This is a genomic window from Cupriavidus sp. 05T313 (assembly GCF_056396665.1).
In genome coordinates this window covers 1-22,650 of sequence record NZ_JBFTLX010000102.1, presented here as the reverse complement: position 1 = coordinate 22,650, position 22,650 = coordinate 1, and the positions used below count along the sequence as shown (strand labels likewise).

The following is a 22,650-nucleotide window of genomic DNA, read 5'->3' as shown; positions in this document are numbered from 1 at the left end:
AACTCGCATCGCCTTAAGGCGATACTCAAACATGGCCCCCTCTTTTCCGCTCTTTTTGCCTGACGACGAGGCGCCCCATACGGCCTGGTACACCTTGACGGCTCGCTTCGCATCGCGTGGGGGCGGCTGGTGGGCCACGATTCAACTGCCACGCTTCAGCCGTCTGTATATCGTGTTCCGCGACAAGCCCAGCTCGCGCGCGGCCAGGCTGATGTTGCCGCCGTGGCGTGCCAGCGCCTGGCGGATCATGGCGGCTTCGCGATCGCGCAGGCGCTCGGGGGCGTCGGTTGGCCGCACCTGTGCGACGCTGGCCAAATTGTCATCGCTGTCCATCGCTCGCTGCGCGTCCCCGTACGCATCCGGTACCAGGTCGTCCTCGAAATCCTCCGGCAAATGCTCCACCCGGATCTCGTCCTCGCCTTCGGCCATGATGGCCGCGGTGCGCAGCACGTTGACCATCTGGCGCAGGTTGCCCGGCCACGGATGCCGCTGGAAACGTGCCAGCACGTCCGCCGCGATCTGGCTTGGATGCGCACCAGCATGCGCGGCATGGTCCGCCTGCGCGAGCTGTTGCGTCAGGATGCGTTCCACCAGGACCGGCAGGTCGGTGCGGTCGCGCAGCGCGGGCAGCGTGACCGCCAGCGCATTGATCCGGTAGTACAAATCCTCGCGGAACGTACCGGCCGCGATCATCGCGCGCAGGTCGCGGTGGGTGGCGCAGATGATGCGCAGATCCACCGGTATCGCGCGGGCGCCACCCAGCGGCGTCACCGCGCGCTCCTGCAGCACGCGCATCAGCCTTACCTGCTGTGCCAGCGGCATGTCGCCGATCTCGTCGAGGAACAAGGTGCCGCCATGCGCCTGCACCAGCTTGCCCGGGCTGCCTCGCCGCCGGGCGCCGGTGAACGCGCCGTCCTCGTAGCCGAACAGTTCCGCCTCGATCAGGGATTCCGGGATGGACGCGCAGTTGACAGCCACGAACGGCGCCGCGCCACGCGGCGAGTCGCGATGAATGGCCCGCGCCAGCCATTCCTTGCCGGTGCCGGTGCGCCCCAGCACCAGGATCGGGATATCGCGCCCGTGTACCTTGTTGACCCGCTGCAGCACGGCCGCCATGCGGGCGTCGCCGGTATCGAGAGCAGCCAGCGCCGAGGCCGGCCCGGCGGCGGATGTGCGTGCCGCGGGCGCAGCGGGCGCTGTGTGTGATACGCGCCGGGCCGGCGCCAGCAATGCCATCCGCGCGAACACGAGCACGCGACTCGGCAAGGTCAGCGTCAGCAACTGCCCGCGGGCCTCGTCGCCCTGCTTGAGCGCGACACCCAGCGGCAAGCCGAACAAGGCGGCGAAGCTGTGGCGCTCCAGCGCATCGGGCGACAAGCCCAGCTGGAACAGGCCGCTGCGGTTGGCCGCGAGGAAAGTGCCGTCGGCAGCGAATGCCGCCATGCCTTCGAACAGCGTGCCGACGAACTCGGGCCGCGCATGAAAGCGCACCAGCGCGGCGTCGGTGAAATGGGTGGCGAACAGGTGATTCTCGATCATCTGTGCCGACATCCGCACCAGCGCCATGGTGTGCTTGTGGAAGCCGCGATGATCGCCGCTGACATCCAGCGCGCCCAGGACCCGGCCGAACGGCCCGGCGATCGGCGCGCAGGAACAGGTCAGCGTGCGGTTGGCGCGCAGGAAGTGCTCATCGGCATGGACCACCGTGGGACGGGCCTCGGCCAGCGCCGTGCCGATCGCGTTGGTGCCCTTGCTCGACTCCGCCCACGATACGCCCGGTGCCAGCGCCACGCGCCTGGCCCTGTCGGCGAAATCGCCATCGCCCAGGCTGTGCAGGATCACGCCGCCGCTATCGGTCAGCAGCACCATGCTTTCGGTGTTGGCGATCTGCGCGTGCAGGGTCTCCATGACCGGCAGCGCATGCTTGTAGAGGAGTTGGTTGGCGTCGACCAGTTCATGCAGTGCGCGCCCCCCTAGCGGGTGGTAGTCCGCCGCATGCACCGCTTCCAGGCCGAAGCCGGCGGAGCGCGCGTGGGCGCGGGCAATCAGGGCGCGGCGCTCCGGATCGTCGTCCGACGCCGCGGCGTGGTTGGCTAGCATGCTGCTCATGACGGCAGGTCTCCTGTTCTGGATCCCGGCCGGGCCGGGTCAGGCCGTCTCTGCGCCGGCCTGGCGGGCGGCGTGGCGACCTTGCCGCGGAACCTTATCACAAGCCGCCGGCGCCACGGGCACGCGCGATCAGGAAGTCGGGTGTAAAGTACCTGTTTTCCGGCACGCGCGATCGCGCCCCGTCCCTTTCTCGTCAGACTCGTTTCACTTCCTCGAAAGGCGCAAGATGAGTATTGTGATAGACCGTTTCGACCATATCGTCCTCAACGTGAAGGACGTCGAGACCAGCGCGGCGTGGTATGAGAGCGTGCTCGGCATGCGGCGCGAGGACTTCGAATCCCGCACCGGCAAACGGGTCTCGGTGCGCTTCGGCCAGCAGAAGATCAACCTGCGCCCCATCGGCACCGATACGGTGGCCTGGTTCACCGGCACGCATCCCACCGCCGGCAGCGACGACCTTTGCTTCATCACCCACAACACGCTGGAGAGCGTGATCGCGCACTGGCTGGCGCATCACGTGCCGATCGAGGCCGGGCCGGCGCAGCGCACCGGCGCGCTCGGCCCGATGACCTCGGTGTATTGCCGCGATCCGGACGGAAACCTGATCGAAGTGGCGGCTTATCCGGCGCACTGAGCGCCGGACGGGCTCACCGCTTGCCGTCGAGCAGGTCGTTGAGGACCTCGTCGAATGCCGCTTGCGCATCTTCCAGCGCCTGCAAGGCGGCGTCGAATGTCTGCAGCGCCATCTTTGACGGCTTGCCGCTGCCTTGTGGCGCGAACTGCCCCTGCAGCGCGGCAAAGGCCACCTGCACCTGCCGCGTTGCGTTGACCACGCGGTCCATCGCCTGCGCTTCTTCGGCGCGCTTTTGTTCGTCGTTCTGGTTGTTCTGGTCGGTCATGCCTCTGGCTCCGTGCGCGGCCGCACCGGCCGCCGTTGATGTGAAGCGTATCGTACAAGAACTTGCGGGGGCCAAGCCGGGTCGAATGCCGTGGCCCCGGAAAATCGCCAGGGATCCACCACGAAACGCCCCGCATTGCGCTGTCAAGCGAAGCAGAGAAGTCAGGCAGAACAAACCCTCCGAATCCAGCATGCCATCCCACACACGCAAGGCGCTCGCCGCCGTACTGCTGACCGCAGGCGGCTTTACCTGCTACTGGACATACCTGGCGCTGAACCAGGACCGGCTGCTGTTCGACGCGCGCCGCCGCCCCCCGCGTGAGCTGCCCGATGGCATTACCGCCTATTCGCATGAAGTGCCGGGCGGCTTGCTGCGCGGCTACGTCTATGGCACGCAGGGCGTGCTGGACGTGCAAACAGGGGAAACCGTACCGGACACGAACACGGCGCGCGACCTCCTGTTCTACCTGCCCGGCCGCGGCGAGGACGTGCTGGACACCATGCAGTACCTGGAATGGCTGCCGCCGCGCGTGGGCTTTGCCACCATGGACTACCGCGGCCTGGGCCATTCGGACGGCCAGCCCTCGGAAGCCGCCGCCGTGGCGGACGCCAGCCAGTTCCTGCTGCACCTGCGCCGCATGTTTCCGGGCACGCGCGTGCATGTGGTCGGCCGCAGCCTCGGCACGGGCGTGGCCATCCAGCTGGCCGACCTGCAGGATTTTGAGAGCTTGCAGCTGATCACGCCCTATGACTCGATGCTGGAAATCGTGCGCAAGCGCTTCCCCCTGGTACCGCTGCGGCAGTTGATGCGCCATCACTTCGATTCGATTTCCCACTGCAAGAAGGTGGTGCAGAGCACCAAGGTGCTGCTTGCCGAGACCGACGAGGTGGTACCGCACGAATGCTCGGAGCGCCTGATCGCGGCATGGCCCGGCCAAGTGGCGCGGCAGACGATGCCGGGCACCGACCACTCCACCATCATCGAGCGCGCCGAGACCTGGCGCGCGCTGGCGCAATTCGCGCAGCAGGTCGGCAAACCCGGCACCCGGCCGGCAGCACCGGAAGATTCACAAGACAACGGGGACAGCCTGACAGCGGCGGAAGCCCCGGACGGCGTGGCCGGCTACCCGGTTTTTGCCAAAAGGTAGAATGCGCGAATGAAAAGAGTCGTTGTAAAGGCAGCAAGCGCCGCTTTGGCGCTGGCTGCAGCCTCCACCTTGCTAGTTGGGTTCGCCGCCGTGGTGAGCCTGCGCCAACTCCCCGATGTCGATGCGCTGCGGGATTACCGCCCCGACGTACCGCTGCGGATCTTTACCAGCGACAACGTGCTGATCGGCGAGTTCGGTAACGAGCACCGCGAATTCGTGCCGCTGGATCGCATGCCCAGGCAGATGTCCAATGCCTTGCTGGCGGCGGAAGACGATCAGTTCTACCAGCACGCCGGCGTCGATGTCCCCGGGATCTTCCGCGCCGCGCTCGCCAATATCGGCGAGGGCTACGCCCAGGGCGCCTCCACCATCACCATGCAGGTGGCGCGCAATTTCTACCTGTCGCGCGAGAAGACGCTGGCGCGCAAGTGGTATGAAATCCTGCTGGCATGGAAGATCGACCGTTCCCTGCCGAAAGACCGCATCCTCGAGCTGTACATGAACCAAGTCTACCTGGGCGAACATGCGTACGGTTTCGGCAGCGCGGCCCAGACCTATTTCGGCAAGCCGCTGGAAGCGCTCTCGCTGGCGGAAACCGCGATGCTGGCGGGCTTGCCCAAGGCGCCGTCGACCATGAATCCGGTAGTCAACTTTCCCCGCGCCAGGCTGCGCCAGCAATATGTGCTGGGGCGGATGCAGGCGCTGGGCATGATCTCGCACGATCAGTACCAGGCGGCGCGGTCCGAACGGCTGCAGGTGGCGGGATCCAATGGCGGCCATTTCGGCGGCCACGCCGAGTACGTGGCGGAACTGGCCCGCCAGCTTGCCTACGACCGTTTCGGCGAAGCCGCCTATACCCGCGGCCTGAACGTCTACACCACGGTATCGTCGGTCAGGCAAAGCCTGGCCTACGAGGCCGTGCACGCAGGGCTCGACCAGTACGGCAAGCGCCACGGCGACGCCCGCGGACAGCAGGCCGCGCTGGTTTCGCTGGACAGCAGGTCGGGCGCCATCGAGGCACTGATCGGCGGTGCGGACTTTGCCACCAGCCGCTTCAACCATGCCACGCAGGCGCTGCGCCAGCCGGGCTCGACCTTCAAGCCCTTCATCTACTCCGCCGCGCTGGAGCGCGGTGTATCGGCCACCACGATGATCAACGACGCGCCGCTGGACGGCTCGTCGCGGTGGCAACCGGGCAACGACGATGGCCGCTTCCTGGGTGCCGTCAGCGTGCGCCAGGCGCTGGCCGAGTCGCGCAACCTGCCGGCCATCCGCACCCTGCAGGCCATCGGCATTCCCTACGCGGTGGACTACGCCGGCAAATTCGGCTTCTCCGAGCAACGCCTGCCGCGCTACCTGCCGATGGCGCTGGGCACCGGCACCACCACGCCGCTGCGGCTCGCCGCCGCCTATGGCGTCTTCGCCAACGAGGGCTACCGCACCGAGCCTTACCTGATCGAGCGCATCAGCGACGGCGCGGGCAATGTGCTGTTCACCGCGGACAGCGAGCCCCAGCCGCGCCGCGTCATCCCCGAGCGCAACGCCTATGTGATGAACAGCCTGCTGCACAGTGTGGTGACCAGCGGCACCGGCGCCGGGCTGCAGCGCTACCTGCGGCGCGCGGATGTGGCCGGCAAGACCGGCACCACCAACGATTCGGTCGACGGCTGGTTTGCCGGCTATGCCTCTGGCATCGTCACGGTGGCGTGGATGGGTTTCGACGACAACCGCAGCCTGGGCCGACACGAATTCGGCGCCACCACGGCCCTGCCGATCTGGGCGAACTACATGGAAGGCCGGCTGGCCGGCCAGYCCGAGGCGGAATACGTGGTGCCGAAAAACCTGGTGCGCAGTGGCGACGACTGGATTTATCCGGAGTATGCGGATGGCAGCCACGGCATCGCAGCGCTTGGTTTCCCGCCGCCGGCACAGCCCGATCCCGCAACCGAGCCCGTCGGGATGGCCGCCCCGCCCGCGGCCGCCGGACCAGCGGAACCTGTCAGGGCATCCACGTCCCCCGTCCCGCCAGGGACCACGCCCCGTCCGTCGCTGCCCAGCACCTGACGAGCGCGGGCGCTGCCCCCGCGCACGAAAACAGCCCACAACATGAACGATCACCTGCTGCCTGAGCGCACCCGATGAACATCTCCCCCTACAGCGGCCCACTGATCTGGGCGGTGGCAGCGGCCACCACTATGGGCGTCATCATGCGGCCCTTCCGGCTGCCCGAGGCCGTCTGGGCCGTCGCGGGCGCACTGTTGCTGTGCGTGACAGGCCTGCTTGCGGTGCCCGATGCGCTGGCCGCCGTGGCACGCGGCTACGATGTGTACCTGTTTCTCGGCGGCATGATGCTGGCGTCCGAACTGGCGCGCAAGACCGGGCTGTTCGACCACGTAGCGGCGGTGGCGGTGCGCCAGGCCGGGGGATCGGCGCGGCGGCTGTTCGTGCTGGTGTATGGTTTCGGCACGCTGGTCACCGTGTTCATGTCCAACGATGCCACCGCGGTGGTGCTGACGCCGGCTGTCCTCGCCGCCACCCGCGCCGCCAGGGTCAGGCATCCCCTGCCCTATCTCTACAGTTGCGCCTTCATTGCCAACGCAGCGAGCTTCGTGCTGCCGATCTCGAATCCCGCCAACCTCGTCATCTTCGGTGCGCACATGCCCACGCTGCCGGGCTGGCTGGCGCGCTTTGCCTTGCCGTCGGCCGTCGCCATCGCCGCGACCTTTGCCGCGCTTTACTGGACCCAGCGCCACGCCCTGAAGGAGCGCATCGCGACCGACGTGGCGGTGCCGCCCCTGACGATCGAGGCCAAACTGACCGCCGTCGGCATCGTGGCGATGGGACTTGTGCTGCTGGTGGCATCGTTGCTGGGCGCCGACCTGGGCTGGCCGACCTGCGTGGCCGGCGTGGCGACGCTGCTGCTGGTCTGCGCGCGCCGCCCCGGCCTGTGCCTGCCGGCGCTTCGCGAGATTTCCTGGGGCGTGCTGCCGCTGGTGGCGGGCCTGTTCGTACTGGTGGCCAGCCTGGAGCAGACCGGTCTGATCGGGAAACTCGCCCAGCTGGTGCAGGCGCTGTCGCAACAGTCTCCGGCGGCCAGCATATGGGTGACCGGGGGCACGGTGGCCCTGGTGTCCAACGTGGTCAACAACCTGCCGGCCGGGCTGTTCGCCTCGTCGGCACTGGCGGCCAGCCATGCCTCCGCGCAAGTCACTGACGCGGTGCTGATTGGCATCGACCTTGGCCCCAATCTGTCCGTCACCGGCTCGCTGGCGACCCTGCTATGGCTGACGGCGCTGCGGCGCGAGGGCCAGATGGTCGGCGCGGTGCAGTTCCTGCGTATCGGCGCGGTGGTGATGCCGCTGGCGCTGGTGCCGGCGCTGGCGGCATTGCTGCTCTGACCGCCCTGTCCCCGGCGCTCGCTCGAATGCGCACACTAACCAATGCCTCGCCTCAGGCCGGATCGGCCGTGGGCCACGGCGGCCGGCGTTTTCCTGGCCAGGCCGGGACGGCCGGGGTTGCGGGCTTACATGGCCAGGTAGATGACGATAACGAACACCCCGAGGCCTGCGAGGGTTAGCAAGAGGAAGGCAAGCATCGACGGCAACTGGTGTTGGCGTCTCCCAAGTATGGCGTGGCCGGCACAACACTGCCGTCGGGAGATCTCTGATTTGGCGGGTGTGCCGTCCTACAGATTTGTGACGAATAAGGTCCCGAAAAACATCGGCGACCCTTCATCGGCCACGTGACAGGATACTCGCCAGGGCGTCCATCGCCAGCGGCTTGGCCAGGTGGAAATCGAAGCCGGCCGCCGCGCCTCGCGCCTTGTCGGCTTCGGAGGCGTAGCCGCTCAGCGCCACCAGGCGGGTGCCCGCGAACGCGGGAAGCGCGCGCAGGCTTTGCGCCAGCTGGAAACCGTCGATACCCGGCAGGCCGATATCGATCAGCGCCACGTCGGGCGTAAAGCCGCCGGCGATATCCAGCGCGTCCTCGCCGCTGGCCGCCAGCCTGACTTCGTGGCCGTCGAGTTCGAGCAACATGCCCAGCGCGCGCAGGGCTTCGGTGTTGTCGTCAACCAGCAGGATACGCAGCGCCGGAAGGGTGCCGGGCTGCGCGGCGCCGGCCTCTACCGGACCGGCGCAGACCACGGGCAGCCGCGCCTGCACCAGGGTGCCGAGGCCCTTGCCATCGCTGTGCACCGTCACCGTGCCATTGTGCAGTTCAACCATGCGCCTGACGATGGCCAGCCCGACGCCGAGTCCGCCACCTTGGGCATCTGCTGCGTACTGGCTGAACATGTCCAGCACGTTTGGCAGGAAGTCCGGATCGATGCCGATGCCGTCATCCTTGACCGTGATCACCAGCGTATCGAAACAATCTTGGCCGGCAACGGCTACCGGCGCGTCGCCGGGGGGCGACGCTTCGGCCTGGACCGACAAGGCAATGGTACCGCCGCGCGGCGTGTACTTGATCGCATTGGACAGCAGGTTGGTGACCACCTGCGTGAGCCGCGCCGTATCGGCATAGACCGTCACCGGTGCCGCGGGCAGGTCCGTGGTCAGCGTATTGCCGTGCCATTCGATATCCGATGCCACCGACGACAAGGCATCGCCCACGATATCCTGCACATTGCCATGGGTGCGCACGATCGGCACCTTGCCTTGCTTGATACGGGACGCATCGAGCAGATCGTCGGTCAGCCGCTTGAGCTGGCGCATCTGGCGCTCGGCGATATCGAGCATGCCGGAGGCGCCCTGCTGCACTTGTGCGATCCGCCGCGCCACTTTGATCGCGCTGTCGATGGCGGCAATCGGATTGCGTAGTTCATGCCCCAGCATGGCGAGGAACTCGTCCTTGCGCGTGTCCGACAATTGCAGCGCTTCGCGCGCGGCCCTGGCCTGCGCCGCTTCCGCGATGGCGGCATCCTTGCTGCGCGACATGCTGAGCACCGCGCCGGCAAAACTGGCCAGGCTTTCGAGCAGGCGCGCATCTTCGTCGTCAAACACGCGCCCGTGCTCATGCGACATCACCCAGATGGTGCCCCAGAGTTCGCCATCGCCGGGAATCGGCACCACCAGTTCCTCGACCACCTCCGGCTCCAGTGCCGGCAAGCAGGCGAAATGGCGCTGCGGATAGGCAAGCAATTGCGGGCCGCCAAGTTCCAGCGCAATGCCGGACGGACTATCTTCGCAAGGCACGGCGTGCCCGACCAGCTTGTCGCACAGGCCGGCCGTGGCGGTCCAGTACAAGCTCCCCCTATCGTCGCCACCGTCTTCGGGCAGGCTGATGCCCGCGCTGCCCGCGCGGCAAAGCTTCAGCGCCGAATCCGCCAACGATTGCAGCAGAGCAAGGTCGGACGCCACCAGCGCCCGTGCCAGCCGGCGCAAGGCCACGCATTCGGCGCCATAGTCCGGAGAGCGGCCGGCCCGGTTGCCAAGCTCATCGGTTTTCAGGATGCCCGCGCTGCGTGCGCGCAACAGTGAAGCGGAAGGTGGAGCGGGTATCTCGGCCATGACATGTCGCTCTTGAAACGGAGAGTGGTTGCCGGAGTGAATGCGAGCTCGCCCGGCGTGCGAGGGTGTCGTTGCCTGCTGGGAATGGTAGTGGATTTCCGCGCGTGAACGTACGTGACGGATCGAATGCACCAGCCACTGGCCCGATGGAAAATGATTCAACTGCTATCGCGACATCACCGCGATAGCGCATCAGTGTAATCCCTGAACCCGGATGGGCCGGATGTCGCTTTTCCGCATGAAACCTAGGCCGCGGAACGTCCAGTACGCGAATCTACTTAAGAAGTATCCCTAGGCACCGTAAAGCCAGTCAGAACTTAAGATACGAAGAACAGCCCGAAGGGCAGGAGGGCATCATGCGCCCGCACTATGCAAACGAAAAAGACAGTAAGGAAGTACAGGATCTGCTCCAGGCTTGCGACTTGCCGGTTGATGGCGTAGCCGAGCAGATCGGCAATTTCCTGGTTGTGCGCGACAACGCGGGCCTGCTCGGCTGTGCCGGCGTGGAGAACTACGGGCAGGTGGCCGTGCTGCGCTCGGTGGCGGTCGCCGAACGCGCCCGTTCGGCCGGCCTTGGAGAATTGCTGGTGGCGGCGATGCTGGCCGAGGCACGCACGCGCGGCGTGCAGTCGGTGGTGCTGCAAACCACTACGGCGGCCGGTTATTTTGCTCGCCTGGGTTTCGAGCGCGTGGAACGCGCCTGCATGCCGCCTGAATTGCTGGACACGGCATTGTCCCGCGAAACCTGCCCGGCATCCGCCACGGTGATGCAGGCCGCGCTGTAGCTTTGCCGCCGCGCCGGGGCCTGCACCCCCGGCTCCCGCAAGATCGGTGCGCGGCGATTGTTCGTGTGTCCCGCTCCTGCGTATCCATCCCGCTGTTGCGTGCAATGCACCCAGGTTAGCCGGTGCTGGCGTAGGATATGGTTGTAGCGAAAAAGCGAATGGCAGGCCCCGGGTAACCCGGGACATGAGGAATCCTCCCTGCCGGGCCATGCCGGACCATTCGCCAATCCTGCAACGATCCCTCAACGACAGCCACGAACCGCACGATATGGAATCCGACCACCAAGCACCCCACCCGGACCTGGACCAGGCGGCGGGAAGTGTGTCGTCCCGCATACGATCGCGTTTGCAGGCCGCGCAGGAGCGCTTCCACGCCAACGACAATATCTCCGCCTACGTCGAACCCGGCGAGATGGACGAATTGCTCGATGAAGTGCAGTCGCGCATGGAGGCGGTGCTGCGCAGCCTGGTGATCGATATCGACCAGGACCACAACACCCGCGAGACCGCGCGCCGCGTGGCCAAGATGTACCTGAAGGAAATCTTCGCGGGCCGCTACGTCAACCCGCCCAACGTGACCGAATTCCCGAACGCCGAGCGGATCAACGAACTGATGATCGTGGGCCCTTTGCGCGTGCGCAGCGCCTGCTCGCATCACCTGTGCCCGATCATCGGCAAGCTGTGGGTGGGCGTGATGCCCAACCAGCATTCCAACCTGATCGGCTTGTCGAAGTACGCGCGCCTGGCCGAATGGATCATGTGCCGCCCGCAGATCCAGGAAGAAGCCGTGACCCAGGTGGCCGACCTCCTGCAGGAAAAGATGAGCCCGGACGGGCTGGCCATCGTCATGGAAGCCGAGCATTTCTGCATGCACTGGCGCGGCGTGCGCGATACCGATGCCAAGATGACCAACAGCGTGATGCGCGGCTCCTTCCTCAAGGACGACAGCCTGCGCCGCGAGTTCCTGACCTTGCTGAACCGGCAGCGCGACTAAGCCGCCGCGCCCCGCACGCAAACCCCGCCTATCCCGTGGAGACATCATGCTCGTACGCCTGCTCTATGCCAGCCGCGCATGCAAGCCGGCCGATCCCGGGCTGGTAGACGCCATCGTCGCTACCAGCATCGCGAACAACCCCAAGCACGGCGTCACCGGGGTGCTGTGCTACGGCAACGGTATCTTCATGCAGGCGCTGGAAGGCGGCCGCAACGAAGTCTCGCGCCTGTACCAGCAACTCGTCCGGGACGCGCGCCACGAAGACGTCGTGCTGCTGCATTACGAGGAAATACTCGAACGCGAATTCGCGGGCTGGGCGATGGGACTGGTCAATACCGGCAAGGTCAATATGGCCACCATCCTGAAGTACTCCGCCCACGGCGAACTCGATCCGTACCGCACCAGCGGCCTGGCATCGCAGGCGCTGCTCAAGGAGCTGATCGCGGGCGCGTCGATCGTGGGGCGCACCTCGGAGCGTCATCGCTTCTGAAGCGGCCCGCGCCGGGTTAAGCTGTCGGCCCCGCTGCATGGGTGGTCGGCCGCCCATGCTTTGCCCGATCGAATCCATCACCAGAATCCAGGAGAACTTGTGAGCGCAACCTTCAATCCCGGCGCCGCGGCGACGCTGCTGACCGACGCCTTGCGCAGCGGCGTGCAATTCCGCGACCTGCCCGCCGAGGCCAAGCCGGCCACGCTGGCCAGCGGGTATGACGTGCAGGACCAGTTCATGGCGGCCCTGGGCGATCCGCTAGTGGGATGGAAGCTGGGGGTCGGTAGCGCCAATGCCATGCGGCGTGCAAAGCTGGCGCGTCCGCTGGTGGGCCAGGTTGGCGCATCGCGCTGCTTCGCCGCGGGGGATACCGTACCCGTCCCGGCGGGCGCGGTGGTCACCATCGAATTCGAGATCGCGGTGCGGCTGGCGCGCGATGTGGCCCCCTTGCAGGCCGAGCTCGCGCCGGCCGACCTGGCCGGGCTCATCGAGAGCGCGCAGGTCGCCGTCGAAGTGGTCCTGTCCCGGTACGAAGACCGCGTCGCGGTTGGCATGCCCGCGTTTGCCGCCGATAACGTGGGCTTCCACGCACTGGTGCTGGGCGGGAAGATCGACCCCGCCAGCGTGGAAGACGTCCGCGATGGCGCCGAAGTAGCGCTCGACGGCGAGCGTTGCGCGCTGCCGCTGGCCGGCGATGATGCCATCTATCCGCTCGAAGCGCTGCAAGCCTTGCTGGCGCACGCCGCGGAGCGCGGCGTCACCCTGCGCAAGGGCACCGTGGTCACCACGGGCACCCTGACCCGCCCGTTCGACGTATCCGTCGCGGATGGCGCACGTACTGTCCGGGCCACCTATGACGGCGGGGAACTGACGCTGCAACTCGCACCGCGCGCCGTCTCCTGAGGCAGCTTCGGCCCGGTCCGGCATGGATCCTGGCCACCAGCGGGTGACGGCTAGAGAGAAGGAGCCCAGAATGCGAAGACGCACTGCCGTTCTGTCCATTGTGCTGCTGTGCGTACCGCAAGCCGGGCTCCATGCGGCCCGCAAGGAGAGCGCCATGTCCCTCACGCTGACATCCGAAGCCTTCCCGCACGGCGGCGGGATCCCCGCCATCCACACGTGTGAAGGTGCCGATACTTCGCCGCCGCTCGCCTGGACGGGTATCCCCCCTGGCGCCGTGAGCCTTGCCCTGATCGTGGATGACCCGGATGCGCCCGACCCGGCCGCGCCCCGGATGACCTGGGTGCACTGGGTGCTGTACAACATCCCGCCCGCCAGCGCCGGCCTTCCCGGCGGCATTGCGCCGGCCGGCTTGCCCGCGGACACCCGCGAAGGCGCGAACGACTGGCACCGCACGGGCTACGGTGGCCCCTGCCCGCCAATCGGGCGGCATCGCTACTTCTTCAAGCTATATGCGCTGGACGTGGTACTGCCCGATCTGGGCAAGGCCTCCAAGGCCACGCTTGAGAAAGCCATGCATGGCCACGTGCTGGCGCAGGCGGAACTGGTGGGGACGTACCAGAAGCACTCCTGACGCCGGCGAAGGGATGCCCGACGCATCATATTGCGATGCCGCGCCGGCGCGACTCGCCGCGCGCCCGGGCTTGGTATTTCCCGTCCATGGGCTAGAACTATCACAAGGGCCTGATTTTCAGGTCGCTTGTGAACGGGAGCCTCTCATGGAACTCCATTTGCATATGCAGTCGCACCATTTTGCGCGCCGCGCGCCGGACTGGCGTGCGGCCGCGATTGCCGGCCTGATCGCAGGTACCCTGTATGTCGTGCTGGAGTTGTTGACGGCGCGCTTCGTGCTGTACCAGGGGGCATGGGGCACGGTGAAGATGGTGGCGGCCATCATGCTCGGCCGGGAGGCGCTGGCATCGGCGGATGCGTTCAGCTGGACCATCGTGCTGGCTGCGGGCGCGGTTCACTTCGCCTTGTCGGTGGTGCTGGCCACGATCCTGGCCATGATCATTGCGTCGTTCCGCTTTGACTCCAGCATCGGCATGGCAACCATGGTCGGCGCGATGTTCGGACTGCTGGCCTACCTGGTGAACTTCTATGTCCTGGGCCGCTACTTCAACTGGTTCGACGAAGCGCGAGGGTGGGAAAGCGTGTTCGCGCACATCCTGTTCGGACTGATCGCGGCCGATGCCTATACCAACCTGGAACGGCGTGCGCCGGATTCTCCGGGGATGGCGGGGGGTGGCTGAGCGCGGCCCCGCGCCACTTGTCCGGCGGGGGCCTGGCTGTCAGAGGCAGCACTCCCCTGCCAGATAGGCCTTGCGCCAGCGGGTAATGCGCACCTCGGCAAAGAGCCCGGCCTGCGTGAACGGATCGGCATCGATGAATTGCTGCGCCGCATCGCGGGTGTCGACATCCACGATATAGAAACCGCCGCCCGCGTCGCTGCCGTCGTCGTTAAGCTTGGCCCCGCACGCCAGTAGCAACGCCCTTTGGGCGTCCAGGAAGGCCAGGTGCCCGGCTCGGGCTGCCTGTCGGACTTGCTGGTGCTGCGGCTTGTCCCAGGTTTCGATGAGGAATGGCATGGCGTGGTTGTCCTTGAAGAGGCGTTTGGGTTGGGCGGGATAGCCAGAAGCGCCGCCGGCGTCATGCCGGCAAGGCCCGGAGGAGAGTTTCGCCGATTTTCGCGCAAGCCGCGCAAGCCACCGGGGAACCATCGGCGGCCATCGCCAGCGCGCTCCCGTGAAGCTTGAGAAACCCGCAATCCGGGCTTGACAAAACGCCTGGATTTTGCGCCTCGCCTCCCCTGGCCTCGCAGTGTTATCCACACTTTATGTGGATAACACTGTCGACAAGCTCCGCAAATGGCTCTGGCACGCGGACCCTATCGGACTGCCCACAAAACGGGCAGCTACGCAGCCCCGACCGGGCCGGGCCATTAGCTGGCGCGGATCACCTCGGAAAAATCTCGCAGTCAATGGGGGAATGGGGGCGAGGCCGGCGGACAAGGGCTCCAGGGGTAGCGCAGCGAAGGCATGGCAACAACGGCGCCGCACCGGGCACCGAAAGGTGTCCCACGGGGCGTCGCCGCACCGAAGTGAGTGCGGGCTACGGTTCAGCCAGCCAGCTTTGCCGCCGCGTCGCGCAGCGCGGTGCGCAGGCCCTCCTCCACCACCGGGTGGTAGTACGGCATGGCCAGCATCTGCTCGATAGTGAGCGATTGCTGATAAGCCCAGGCCAGCAAATGCGCGATGTTCTCGGCGCGCGGGCCGGTCCATTCCGCGCCAAGGAAGCGCCCGCTTTGCTTGTCGGCATAGACGTGCATCAGGCCGCGGTTCTTCAGCATCACGCGGCTGCGCCCCTGGTCTTCAAAGCTCACCTCGCCCACCACGAAGCTGTCCCGCGCCAGGTCGGCATATCGCTGGCCCACCATGGCGATCTGCGGATCGCTGAACACCACGCCGATCGGCGCGCGGCGCGCCAGCGGACGCACCGCGGGATAAGCTGCCGCATTCTCGCCGGCGGCCTTGCCCTCGTCGGCTGCTTCGTGCAGCAGCGGCAGGATGTCGTTGGCGTCGCCGGCGATAAAGATCGGCGCCGTGCCGCATTGCAGGGTGGCCGGATCGAATACCGGCACGCCGCGCGCATCCAGTTCCAGCCCGGTATGCTCCAGGCCCAGGCCACGCACATTAGGCTGGCGGCCGGTGGCGGCAAGCACGTAGTCGAAGCGTTCGGTCACCGTGTTCCCCGCGAGATCCGTGAAGGAGATCACGGCTTCGTCGCCCTCGCGCCGCATCTCGCCGAGCTTCGCGTCCGGGTCAAGGTAGAACTCCTCGCGGAAGGTGGCAACGGCGTTGGCCTTGATGGCCGGGTCGGTCAGCGGCCCCACGCCGCCGCGCAGGCCGAACACGCGCACCTGCACGCCCAGGCGGGACAGCGCCTGGCCAAGTTCGAGCCCGATCACGCCGGGCCCGAACACGGCCACGCGGCGCGGCAGGTCGTCCCAGGCGAACACATCGTCGTTGACCACCAGCCGATCGCCAAACACCTTGAAGGGCGGCGGAATCATGGGGCTGGAGCCGGTGGCGATCACTACGCGGCTGGCGCGCACCGTGGTGTGCTCGCCGACCTGCAGCACCGTGTTGTCGATAAAGCGGGCATAGCCGCTCACCTTGTCCTCGGCGGGAATGCCGTCCACGCCCCGCACCACGAAACCGACAAAGCGGTCGCGCTCGCGCCTGACCCTGGCCATGACTTCGCGCCCGTCGATGCGGATTTCGCCATCCACATGCACGCCGAAGGGCGCCGTGTGACGCAGTTCGTGGGCGGCCTCGGCCGCGGCGATCAGCAGCTTGGAAGGCATGCAACCCACGCGGGCGCAGGTGGTGCCATAAGGGCCGCCTTCGATGATGACGGCGCGCTTGCCGGCCGCCCTGGCGGCGCGATAGGCGGCCAGGCCGGCGGTGCCGGCGCCGATCACGGCGACGTCGGTCTGAATGGTTTGAGCGGTCTGCTGCTTCTGCGTGGTCTGCATGGTCTGCGTGGTCTGCATGGCGGTCATGTCGAGTTTCCTGGTGAAGTCGGCTTCAATCAGCGGACCGGATGGCACCGCGCGGCACTGCCATCCGGTCCGCCGACTGGGACGCGGCTGCCGGCCATGCCGGCGCCGCGCCTTGCGGCGGTGAAGCGGTTATTGCGTCTGGACAGGCTTAGCGCACAAGGTAGGTCTCAAGCGCTTCGGCCCCGCCAATCAGCTTGCCGTTGATGAAGATCTGCGGCGCGGTCATGTTGCCGGACACCGCGCCCAGCACCTTGCCGCGGATCTTGTTCTCCAGCGGCACGTCGATGTAGTCGAAACCGTTGTCCGACAGCATCTGCTTGGCCTTGGCGCAGAAGGAGCAGCCAACCTTGGAGAACACGACTACCTGGTCAGGCTTCCTGGCATTCGGGGCGATGTAGTTCAGCATGGTGTCCGCGTCCGATACCTTGAACGGGTCGCCCGGCTCTTCCGGCTCGATGAACATCTTGTCGACCACGCCATCCTTGACCAGCATCGAATAGCGCCAGCTGCGCTTGCCGAAGCCCAGGTCGGTCTTGTCGACCAGCATGCCCATGCCTTCGGTGAATTCGCCGTTGCCGTCGGGAATCATCACGATGTTTTCCGATTCCTGGTCCTTGGCCCATTCGTTCATCACGAAGGTGTCATTGACCGAGACGCACAGGATCGCGTCCACGCCATGCTTGGCAAACACCGGCGCCAGTTCGTTGTAGCGCGGCAGGTGGGTGGACGAGCAGGTCGGGGTGAATGCGCCGGGCAGCGAGAACAGCGCGACGGTCTTGCCTTCGAACAGGTCGGCCGTGGTCACGGTCTTCCATTCATTGTTCTCGCGGACGCGGAACGTGACATTGGGAACGCGTTGACCTTCACGGGATTGCAGCATGGATGAGCTCCTGGATGACTGGGGGTGGATGGCCGCGTGTTGCAGCGAAGACCCGATTTTCCGCGCCGCAGCGTGATTTGTACAATTCATCATTACAAACACAATCATTGTCTTTTGCTATCGAACATGGATAACTTCGCCCTAAGAGACTCCACACATGCCTTTAAATGAGATTTAAACATCACTTATGTACGCTAATCCTGCCCATGGCAGCCGGGAACAAAGACGCTGCGGTCGAGGCTGGCGCGGATTCGGAAATTCCCACAGGTCTCTTCAGACATTTCCGAACGTTGCCCGCCATCACGACGCTTACATTCGGGCAAGGCATCCCGCATGCGCGTCCGTTGTGGCGCGTGCCGTCTCCCAAGGCAGCGAACGCTCGCGTGGGCGGACCGGCAGGCGGCGGCACGCCCCCCTTCCGTGAGAACTCCCATATGTGCATCTGCACCTCCCCGAACCCGGCGGACCGCTCGGCTACCCGGATCCGGCGCGTGTGCGCCCGCTGGTGGCACCGCCAAGTGTTTGTACTATTGCTGTCGCTTTGCCACGGCTTGCCGGCCCTGCCGGCCGAGCCGCCCCGCGCGCCGCAACCGAGCCCCCAGCTGCGGCTGGCTTCGTCCTATGCGCCCGGTACGGGCGCCCCCACCGGTCGGGCCGGTGCAGGGCGTGGCGACGATGCGGAGCTGGCCGAATGGCGCCGCAAGCACAAGGTCCTGCGGGTAGCCGTGGTGGGCAACTACCTGCCGCCTTTCGACCTCGTCGACCTGAAAGGGGACTACCGCGGGATCTCCGCGGATTACCTCGCCGTGCTGGTCGCGCGCCTTGGCATACCGGCGCAAATCCTTCGCTATCCCTCGCACGAACTGGCGCGCAGCCAGCTGGCCAACGGCGCCGTCGACCTGATCACCACCTCGCTGGACGACCCCGGCGCCGGCCTGCGTACCGCGCCCTACCATGACCATCGCCTGATCGAGGTGGTGTCTCGCAGGGACAAGGCGCGTAACCAGGCCAACCGCACCATTGGCTACCTGGCGGGCGAAGTCTCGCCCGCCGCGCTTCACCGGGCCTACCCGGGCGCGCAGTTGCAACCCTTCGAGAACCTGCTGGGCGCGCTCGACCAGCTCTCCCGCGATGCCGACTTCGTGGTGGTCACCAACGCTACCGCCGCAGGCTATCTTGTCGAGCAATACCGGTACGAGGAACTCACCGCGCGCAACTTCGCGCCACTGGCGCAGGCGGGCGTCACGTTCGCCGTGGCGGATCCCTCCCTGGGCCGGATCGTCGACCGGACGCTGGCGGCCATGCCCGCCTCGCTCAAGCGCGAGATCGAAACCGCCTGGATCGCCAGCTCGCTCGAGTTCGATATCACCGACAAGCTCAATCTCTCCGGCGCCGAACGCGCCTGGATCGCCGGCCACCCGGAGGTGCGCTACCTGGTGTCGCGCGACTTCGTCCCGTTCCAGTTTGTCGAAGCCAGGGGGCGCCTCGGCGGACTCACCGAACAGGTGCTGCAACTGATCGCGCAACGCACCGGGCTACGCTTCTTGCCTTACTGGCCAGCCAGCGGCGCGGACATTGCCACCGCCGTCGAGAATGGCACCCTGGACATCGTGCCGATCCTGCCGGTGAACCAGCATCAGGCCAGCTCCGCCCGTCTCTCGGTTAGCGCGCCCTACTTCTCCGGCAACTGGGTCGTCGTCACGCGCGCCGGTGACGACAGCATCAAGAGCCTGCCCGACCTCGCCAACAAGATCATTGCGGGGCCGCCGTTCAATGGCATCCAAGACCTCGTACACACCCGCTATGCGGTGAGCCAGCGCGAGACCGACTCCTACGAGGAGGCATTCCGCTTGGTCGCCACCGGCCGTGCCGATGCCACCATCGCCAACGCCTTCATGGCCGGCCACATGCTCAGGCAGACCTACGCTGGCCGCCTCAAGGTCGCAGCCGCGACTGGCGGGGTTCCGCTGGAAGTCGGTCTGGGCGTCAGCAACCGGCATCCTGAATTGCTCGGCATCATCAACAAGGCCATCCTGAGCATTCCCCCCCACGAGCTCGGCGCCATGCGCGCGCACTGGACGGAAGTCAGGCCTTCGCCCCTTGCCTGGCGCCAGTTCCTGCCGTGGCTGATGGGGGCCGCGGCTGCCCTGCTGCTGGTCAGCCTGCTCTTTCTGGCGTGGGTGACCTCGCTGCGGCGCCAGGTGACGCAACGCACCGCGGCCGAACACGCCTTGCAGGACCAGGTGGCATTCCAGACCGCGGTGCTCGACGGGATTCCGCAGCCGATCTACCTGCGCGACAGCCAGTTGCGCATGATCACCTGCAATACCGCTTACGAAGCGGTACTTGGCACGACGCGGCGCGCGCTGGCCGGCACGGAGCTGGCGTTCGCCACCGCCGCCATCAGTCCCGACATCCGCCACGACGAGCTGATGGACGTCTACCGGGACGTACTGCAGACCGGCCTGCCGTCCAGTGCCGACCGCCGCCTGACCATTGGCAACGAGCAACGCAGCGTCATCAGCTGGGTCGTGCCGCTGCGCCGCGCCAATGGCGGCACGGCCGGCATCGTCGGTGGCTGGATCGATGTGACGGAGCGCCAGCAGATGCTGGCCGAACTGGCCGCGGCCAAGAACCGCGCCGAAGCGGCCAACCGCGCCAAGTCCACCTTCCTCGCCTCGATCAGCCACGAGATACGCACCCCCATGAACGCCATCCTGGGGATGCTGGAGCTGGTGCTGGCGCGCCAGCATGCCTCGCACGCGGATCGGGAGCAGTTGGGCGCCGCGCACGGCGCGGCCACGTCGCTGCTGTCGCTGCTGGATGACATCCTGGACCTCTCCAAGATGGAAGCCGGCAAGTTCACGCTGCAGCCGCGCGCCGCCAGCCTGCGCCAGGCCCTGCACGAGCTCGCCCGGATGTTCGGGCCGGTAGCCTCGCAGAAAGGCCTGGCCCTGAGCATCAGCGTTGGCGATACGGTGGCGCAAGCGCACAAGGTGGATATCCTGCGCATCAAGCAGGTCATCAGCAACTTTGTCTCCAACAGCATCCGCTTTACCGAGCAGGGCAGCGTGGATATCCGGCTCGACGGATCCACTGTGCGAGACGCCTGGCAAGCGCTCCACATCGTCATCCAGGACACCGGCATCGGCATTCCCCCCGGAGCAATCGGCAAACTGTTCCGCCCCTTCTCCCAGGTGGAATCGCCCGAGCGCGCGAATACCGGCGGCACCGGCCTGGGCCTCTCGATCGCGCAAAACCTGGTGCGAAGGATGGGAGGCGAGATCTCGCTTGAGAGCGAGCCCGGCCTCGGCACGAAGGTGGTGGTGCGCCTGAACCTCGAAGTTTCGGCATCCCCGCCCCAGGAAAGCGCTTCGATTGCCGGCACGCCCGACATCTCCGTGTTCCCCGCCGGCATGCGCGTGCTGATCGTGGATGACCATGCGCCTAACCGGCTGTTGCTGGAGCGTCAGTTGGAGCGGCTAGGCATTGCGGTAGATACGGCGGAAAACGGCGCCCTTGCCCTGGAAGCCCTGTTGCGCCACCCGCCAGACCTGATCATCTGCGACTGCATGATGCCGGTGATGGACGGCTTCAGCCTGGCCCGTGCAATTCGCGCGCGCAAGGACTCCCTGGGCAAGATACCGATCATCGGGTGCACAGCCAGTGCCCAGAGCGAAGATCATCAGCATGCGCTGGCGGCGGGAATGAGCGAGGTACTGGTCAAGCCAATGGGGCTGGTCGCACTGGAACGCGCCCTGCGCCGCCATCTGCGCGCAAGCCATGGTGCCGGGCAAGGCGATGCCACACCGGCCTGATTGCGCGCCGGAAGCGCACCTTGAAGTTGAAGTTGGGGTTGAAGTTGGGGTTGAAGTTGGGGTTGAAGTTGAYGTCGAAGTTGACTCCAACCCCTACACCCAAACCCTCACGCCGCCCGGGGCGGCGGCCGCATTGCCAGCAGCGAAGCCTCAAGATGCTCCACCGTCGCGGCGAGAATCGGCAACAACGCCCGCGCCGCGGCCAGATCACCGAACTGCGCAACGGCTTCCAGCCGTCCGCATAGTGTCACCAGCGCCGCGCACTCCAGAATCCGGGCCGAGCCTTTGATCCGATGAGCACCACTGTCGAACCGCTGCCACGCGCCGTCCGTCAGCGCGGCGTGCATCATGGCGAGATCGATGCGGTTGGTGTCGACCAGGCTGTCCACCAGATCCCTGACGATATCCGCGTCGCCGCCGGCCAGGGTATCGAGCAAGGCGCCGACGGCCGCGCATTCGTCCGGCGACACCGCGACAAACCCGTGTTCAGCCAGCGCGCGCGCCAGTGAACTGGCATTGACCGGCGCGGTGAGCGTGGCATCGAAGGCCGCGCCGTGGGCCGCATGGGTTACGCGCTTGCCGGCATCGGCCGGCACCACCGCAAACAGCAGGCTATCCGGCGACAGGCCGAAGTCACTGCGAGCCGGTTCGCCCTCATGGTCATGCGCAAGCCAGACAAGCGCCAGCCGGATACGCTCGGTTTGCGCGGGACCGGCATCCGGCTCGGCCGCATCCCTGTGCTCGACGGAAAACCCCAGGCCCGCGAGCACGGTCGCGAGTCCGCTGATTTGCAACGCTTGCACGCCACTCTCGGTAGTGCTGAGTAATAGCGCGCGGATCATGAAATTACCTTCGGGAACATTTGCATTTTGTTGAGCCACTGTCAGCAAGTGGCCACAAGCTGGCGTCATTGCGCCGGTGTGAGGCGATATCGCCGGGCGAAATCGACCAGGTCCACCAGCGAGCTGACCTGCAGCTTGCCCATGATGCGGGTCTTGTGGCTGCTCACCGTCTTGTTGCTGATAAATAGCAGTTCGCCTATTGCTTTATTGGAAAAGCCCCTGGCCAGCAACTGCAGGATGACGATTTCCTTGTCCGACAGCCGAGCGAGCCGCTCTTCGTCCGCCAGCTGTGCAACCTTCGGCAGTTCGCGCTCGTAGCGCATCTCCGGAAACACCGTATAGCCGGCCATCACCGCTTCGACGCAGCGCACGATTTCCTTCATGTCCTGCATCTTGCTGACGAAGCCCTGGGCACCAGCGTGCCTCACCCGAGGAGCGAACGTGGCCTGGTCTTGTCCGGAAATCACCAGGATACGGATCGGCGGGTAGATCAGCTTCAGGCGTGGAATCACGTCAAGGCCGCTGATCCGGGGAATATCCAGGTCCAGGACGGCGAGATCCGGCTGGAACTGCCTGGCGGCTTCGATTGCAGCCTGGCCATTGTCCGCTTCCAGAATATGGCTGACCCCCAGCACTTGCGACAACTGGGCC

Annotated in this window: 19 protein-coding genes; 11 read left to right on the top strand and 8 right to left on the bottom strand. The window is 66.3% G+C overall.

What is annotated here, in order from left to right; genetic code table 11:
* Positions 1-141 precede the first annotated feature (141 nt).
* Entirely contained in the window at positions 142-2,109 is a 1,968-nt protein-coding gene (locus tag AC1DKD_RS21575; protein ID WP_441625299.1) for a sigma-54-dependent Fis family transcriptional regulator, read from the bottom strand.
* A 226-nt stretch (positions 2,110-2,335) separates the two neighbouring features.
* On the opposite strand from AC1DKD_RS21575, the gene AC1DKD_RS21570 reads away from it, so the two are divergent.
* Positions 2,336-2,743, top strand: coding sequence for a VOC family protein (locus tag AC1DKD_RS21570; RefSeq protein WP_441625297.1), 408 nt, complete (start codon positions 2,336-2,338; stop codon positions 2,741-2,743).
* Positions 2,744-2,756: 13 nt separating this feature from the next.
* Here AC1DKD_RS21570 and AC1DKD_RS21565 read toward each other — a convergent pair whose 3' ends face one another.
* Positions 2,757-3,008: a hypothetical protein gene (locus AC1DKD_RS21565; RefSeq protein WP_441625295.1), complete on the bottom strand. Its 252-nt coding sequence runs from the start codon at positions 3,006-3,008 to the stop codon at positions 2,757-2,759.
* 190 nt (positions 3,009-3,198) lie between these two features.
* Here AC1DKD_RS21565 and AC1DKD_RS21560 point away from each other — a divergent pair, with 190 nt between their 5' ends.
* The 3 genes from AC1DKD_RS21560 to AC1DKD_RS21550 all read left to right on the top strand — a co-directional run bounded on the left by AC1DKD_RS21560 (position 3,199) and on the right by AC1DKD_RS21550 (position 7,553).
* Entirely contained in the window at positions 3,199-4,155 is a 957-nt protein-coding gene (locus AC1DKD_RS21560) for an alpha/beta hydrolase (protein WP_441625293.1), read from the top strand.
* Positions 4,156-4,164: 9 nt separating this feature from the next.
* Positions 4,165-6,219: a penicillin-binding protein 1A gene (locus AC1DKD_RS21555; RefSeq protein ID WP_477143683.1), complete on the top strand. Its 2,055-nt coding sequence runs from the start codon at positions 4,165-4,167 to the stop codon at positions 6,217-6,219.
* A gap of 74 nt (positions 6,220-6,293) precedes the next feature.
* Positions 6,294-7,553 (top strand): arsenic transporter, encoded by a 1,260-nt coding sequence (locus AC1DKD_RS21550; RefSeq protein WP_441625289.1) that lies wholly within the window; start codon positions 6,294-6,296, stop codon positions 7,551-7,553.
* 333 nt (positions 7,554-7,886) lie between these two features.
* Here the strand turns inward: AC1DKD_RS21550 and AC1DKD_RS21545 are convergent, their stop codons facing one another.
* Positions 7,887-9,665: a hybrid sensor histidine kinase/response regulator gene (locus AC1DKD_RS21545; RefSeq protein WP_441625287.1), complete on the bottom strand. Its 1,779-nt coding sequence runs from the start codon at positions 9,663-9,665 to the stop codon at positions 7,887-7,889.
* A gap of 356 nt (positions 9,666-10,021) precedes the next feature.
* Between AC1DKD_RS21545 and arsN2 the strand changes: the two genes are divergently transcribed.
* From arsN2 to AC1DKD_RS21515, 6 genes are all read left to right on the top strand, one after another.
* Complete coding sequence (arsN2, locus tag AC1DKD_RS21540; RefSeq protein WP_045235845.1) at positions 10,022-10,450, top strand: arsenic resistance N-acetyltransferase ArsN2; 429 nt, start codon at positions 10,022-10,024, stop codon at positions 10,448-10,450.
* Positions 10,451-10,718: 268 nt separating this feature from the next.
* A complete protein-coding gene (gene folE / locus AC1DKD_RS21535; RefSeq protein WP_477102262.1) occupies positions 10,719-11,444 on the top strand; it encodes a GTP cyclohydrolase I in 726 nt (241 codons plus the stop codon).
* Positions 11,445-11,490: 46 nt separating this feature from the next.
* Positions 11,491-11,934, top strand: coding sequence for a BLUF domain-containing protein (locus AC1DKD_RS21530; RefSeq protein ID WP_441625282.1), 444 nt, complete (start codon positions 11,491-11,493; stop codon positions 11,932-11,934).
* Positions 11,935-12,033: 99 nt separating this feature from the next.
* A complete protein-coding gene (locus tag AC1DKD_RS21525; RefSeq protein WP_441625280.1) occupies positions 12,034-12,837 on the top strand; it encodes a fumarylacetoacetate hydrolase family protein in 804 nt (267 codons plus the stop codon).
* Between the two features lie 154 nt (positions 12,838-12,991).
* A complete protein-coding gene (locus AC1DKD_RS21520; protein WP_441625314.1) occupies positions 12,992-13,468 on the top strand; it encodes a YbhB/YbcL family Raf kinase inhibitor-like protein in 477 nt (158 codons plus the stop codon).
* 145 nt (positions 13,469-13,613) lie between these two features.
* A complete protein-coding gene (locus tag AC1DKD_RS21515; protein ID WP_441625278.1) occupies positions 13,614-14,147 on the top strand; it encodes a hypothetical protein in 534 nt (177 codons plus the stop codon).
* 39 nt (positions 14,148-14,186) lie between these two features.
* Here the strand turns inward: AC1DKD_RS21515 and AC1DKD_RS21510 are convergent, their stop codons facing one another.
* From AC1DKD_RS21510 to AC1DKD_RS21500, 3 genes are all read right to left on the bottom strand, one after another.
* Positions 14,187-14,483 carry a YciI family protein gene (locus AC1DKD_RS21510; RefSeq protein WP_441625276.1) on the bottom strand — a complete coding sequence of 99 codons (297 nt, stop codon included), beginning with the start codon at positions 14,481-14,483 and terminating at the stop codon, positions 14,187-14,189.
* A 530-nt stretch (positions 14,484-15,013) separates the two neighbouring features.
* Entirely contained in the window at positions 15,014-16,459 is a 1,446-nt protein-coding gene (locus tag AC1DKD_RS21505) for a dihydrolipoyl dehydrogenase (RefSeq protein WP_441625274.1), read from the bottom strand.
* 148 nt (positions 16,460-16,607) lie between these two features.
* Positions 16,608-17,339: a glutathione peroxidase gene (locus AC1DKD_RS21500; protein ID WP_035870843.1), complete on the bottom strand. Its 732-nt coding sequence runs from the start codon at positions 17,337-17,339 to the stop codon at positions 16,608-16,610.
* 518 nt (positions 17,340-17,857) lie between these two features.
* Here AC1DKD_RS21500 and AC1DKD_RS21495 point away from each other — a divergent pair.
* Positions 17,858-21,157 carry an ATP-binding protein gene (locus AC1DKD_RS21495; protein WP_441625272.1) on the top strand — a complete coding sequence of 1,100 codons (3,300 nt, stop codon included), beginning with the start codon at positions 17,858-17,860 and terminating at the stop codon, positions 21,155-21,157.
* Positions 21,158-21,264: 107 nt separating this feature from the next.
* Here the strand turns inward: AC1DKD_RS21495 and AC1DKD_RS21490 are convergent, their stop codons facing one another.
* Both AC1DKD_RS21490 and AC1DKD_RS21485 read right to left on the bottom strand, forming a co-directional pair.
* Positions 21,265-21,960: an Hpt domain-containing protein gene (locus tag AC1DKD_RS21490; RefSeq protein WP_441625270.1), complete on the bottom strand. Its 696-nt coding sequence runs from the start codon at positions 21,958-21,960 to the stop codon at positions 21,265-21,267.
* 104 nt (positions 21,961-22,064) lie between these two features.
* On the bottom strand, positions 22,065-22,643 hold the full coding sequence (locus AC1DKD_RS21485; RefSeq protein WP_477143684.1) for a LuxR C-terminal-related transcriptional regulator: 579 nt from the start codon (positions 22,641-22,643) through the stop codon (positions 22,065-22,067).
* Between the last annotated feature and the right edge of the window lie 7 nt (positions 22,644-22,650).

What these genes read in the sequence shown, in the direction of transcription:
- AC1DKD_RS21575 (WP_441625299.1), bottom strand. Translation starts at nt 2,109, where the DNA reads ATGAGCAGCATGCTAGCCAACCACGCCGCGGCGTCGGACGACGATCCG.
- AC1DKD_RS21570 (WP_441625297.1), top strand. Translation starts at nt 2,336, where the DNA reads ATGAGTATTGTGATAGACCGTTTCGACCATATCGTCCTCAACGTGAAG.
- AC1DKD_RS21565 (WP_441625295.1), bottom strand. Translation starts at nt 3,008, where the DNA reads ATGACCGACCAGAACAACCAGAACGACGAACAAAAGCGCGCCGAAGAA.
- AC1DKD_RS21560 (WP_441625293.1), top strand. Translation starts at nt 3,199, where the DNA reads ATGCCATCCCACACACGCAAGGCGCTCGCCGCCGTACTGCTGACCGCA.
- AC1DKD_RS21550 (WP_441625289.1), top strand. Translation starts at nt 6,294, where the DNA reads ATGAACATCTCCCCCTACAGCGGCCCACTGATCTGGGCGGTGGCAGCG.
- AC1DKD_RS21545 (WP_441625287.1), bottom strand. Translation starts at nt 9,665, where the DNA reads ATGGCCGAGATACCCGCTCCACCTTCCGCTTCACTGTTGCGCGCACGC.
- arsN2 (WP_045235845.1), top strand. Translation starts at nt 10,022, where the DNA reads ATGCGCCCGCACTATGCAAACGAAAAAGACAGTAAGGAAGTACAGGAT.
- folE (WP_477102262.1), top strand. Translation starts at nt 10,719, where the DNA reads ATGGAATCCGACCACCAAGCACCCCACCCGGACCTGGACCAGGCGGCG.
- AC1DKD_RS21530 (WP_441625282.1), top strand. Translation starts at nt 11,491, where the DNA reads ATGCTCGTACGCCTGCTCTATGCCAGCCGCGCATGCAAGCCGGCCGAT.
- AC1DKD_RS21520 (WP_441625314.1), top strand. Translation starts at nt 12,992, where the DNA reads ATGTCCCTCACGCTGACATCCGAAGCCTTCCCGCACGGCGGCGGGATC.
- AC1DKD_RS21515 (WP_441625278.1), top strand. Translation starts at nt 13,614, where the DNA reads ATGGAACTCCATTTGCATATGCAGTCGCACCATTTTGCGCGCCGCGCG.
- AC1DKD_RS21510 (WP_441625276.1), bottom strand. Translation starts at nt 14,483, where the DNA reads ATGCCATTCCTCATCGAAACCTGGGACAAGCCGCAGCACCAGCAAGTC.
- AC1DKD_RS21505 (WP_441625274.1), bottom strand. Translation starts at nt 16,459, where the DNA reads ATGACCGCCATGCAGACCACGCAGACCATGCAGACCACGCAGAAGCAG.
- AC1DKD_RS21500 (WP_035870843.1), bottom strand. Translation starts at nt 17,339, where the DNA reads ATGCTGCAATCCCGTGAAGGTCAACGCGTTCCCAATGTCACGTTCCGC.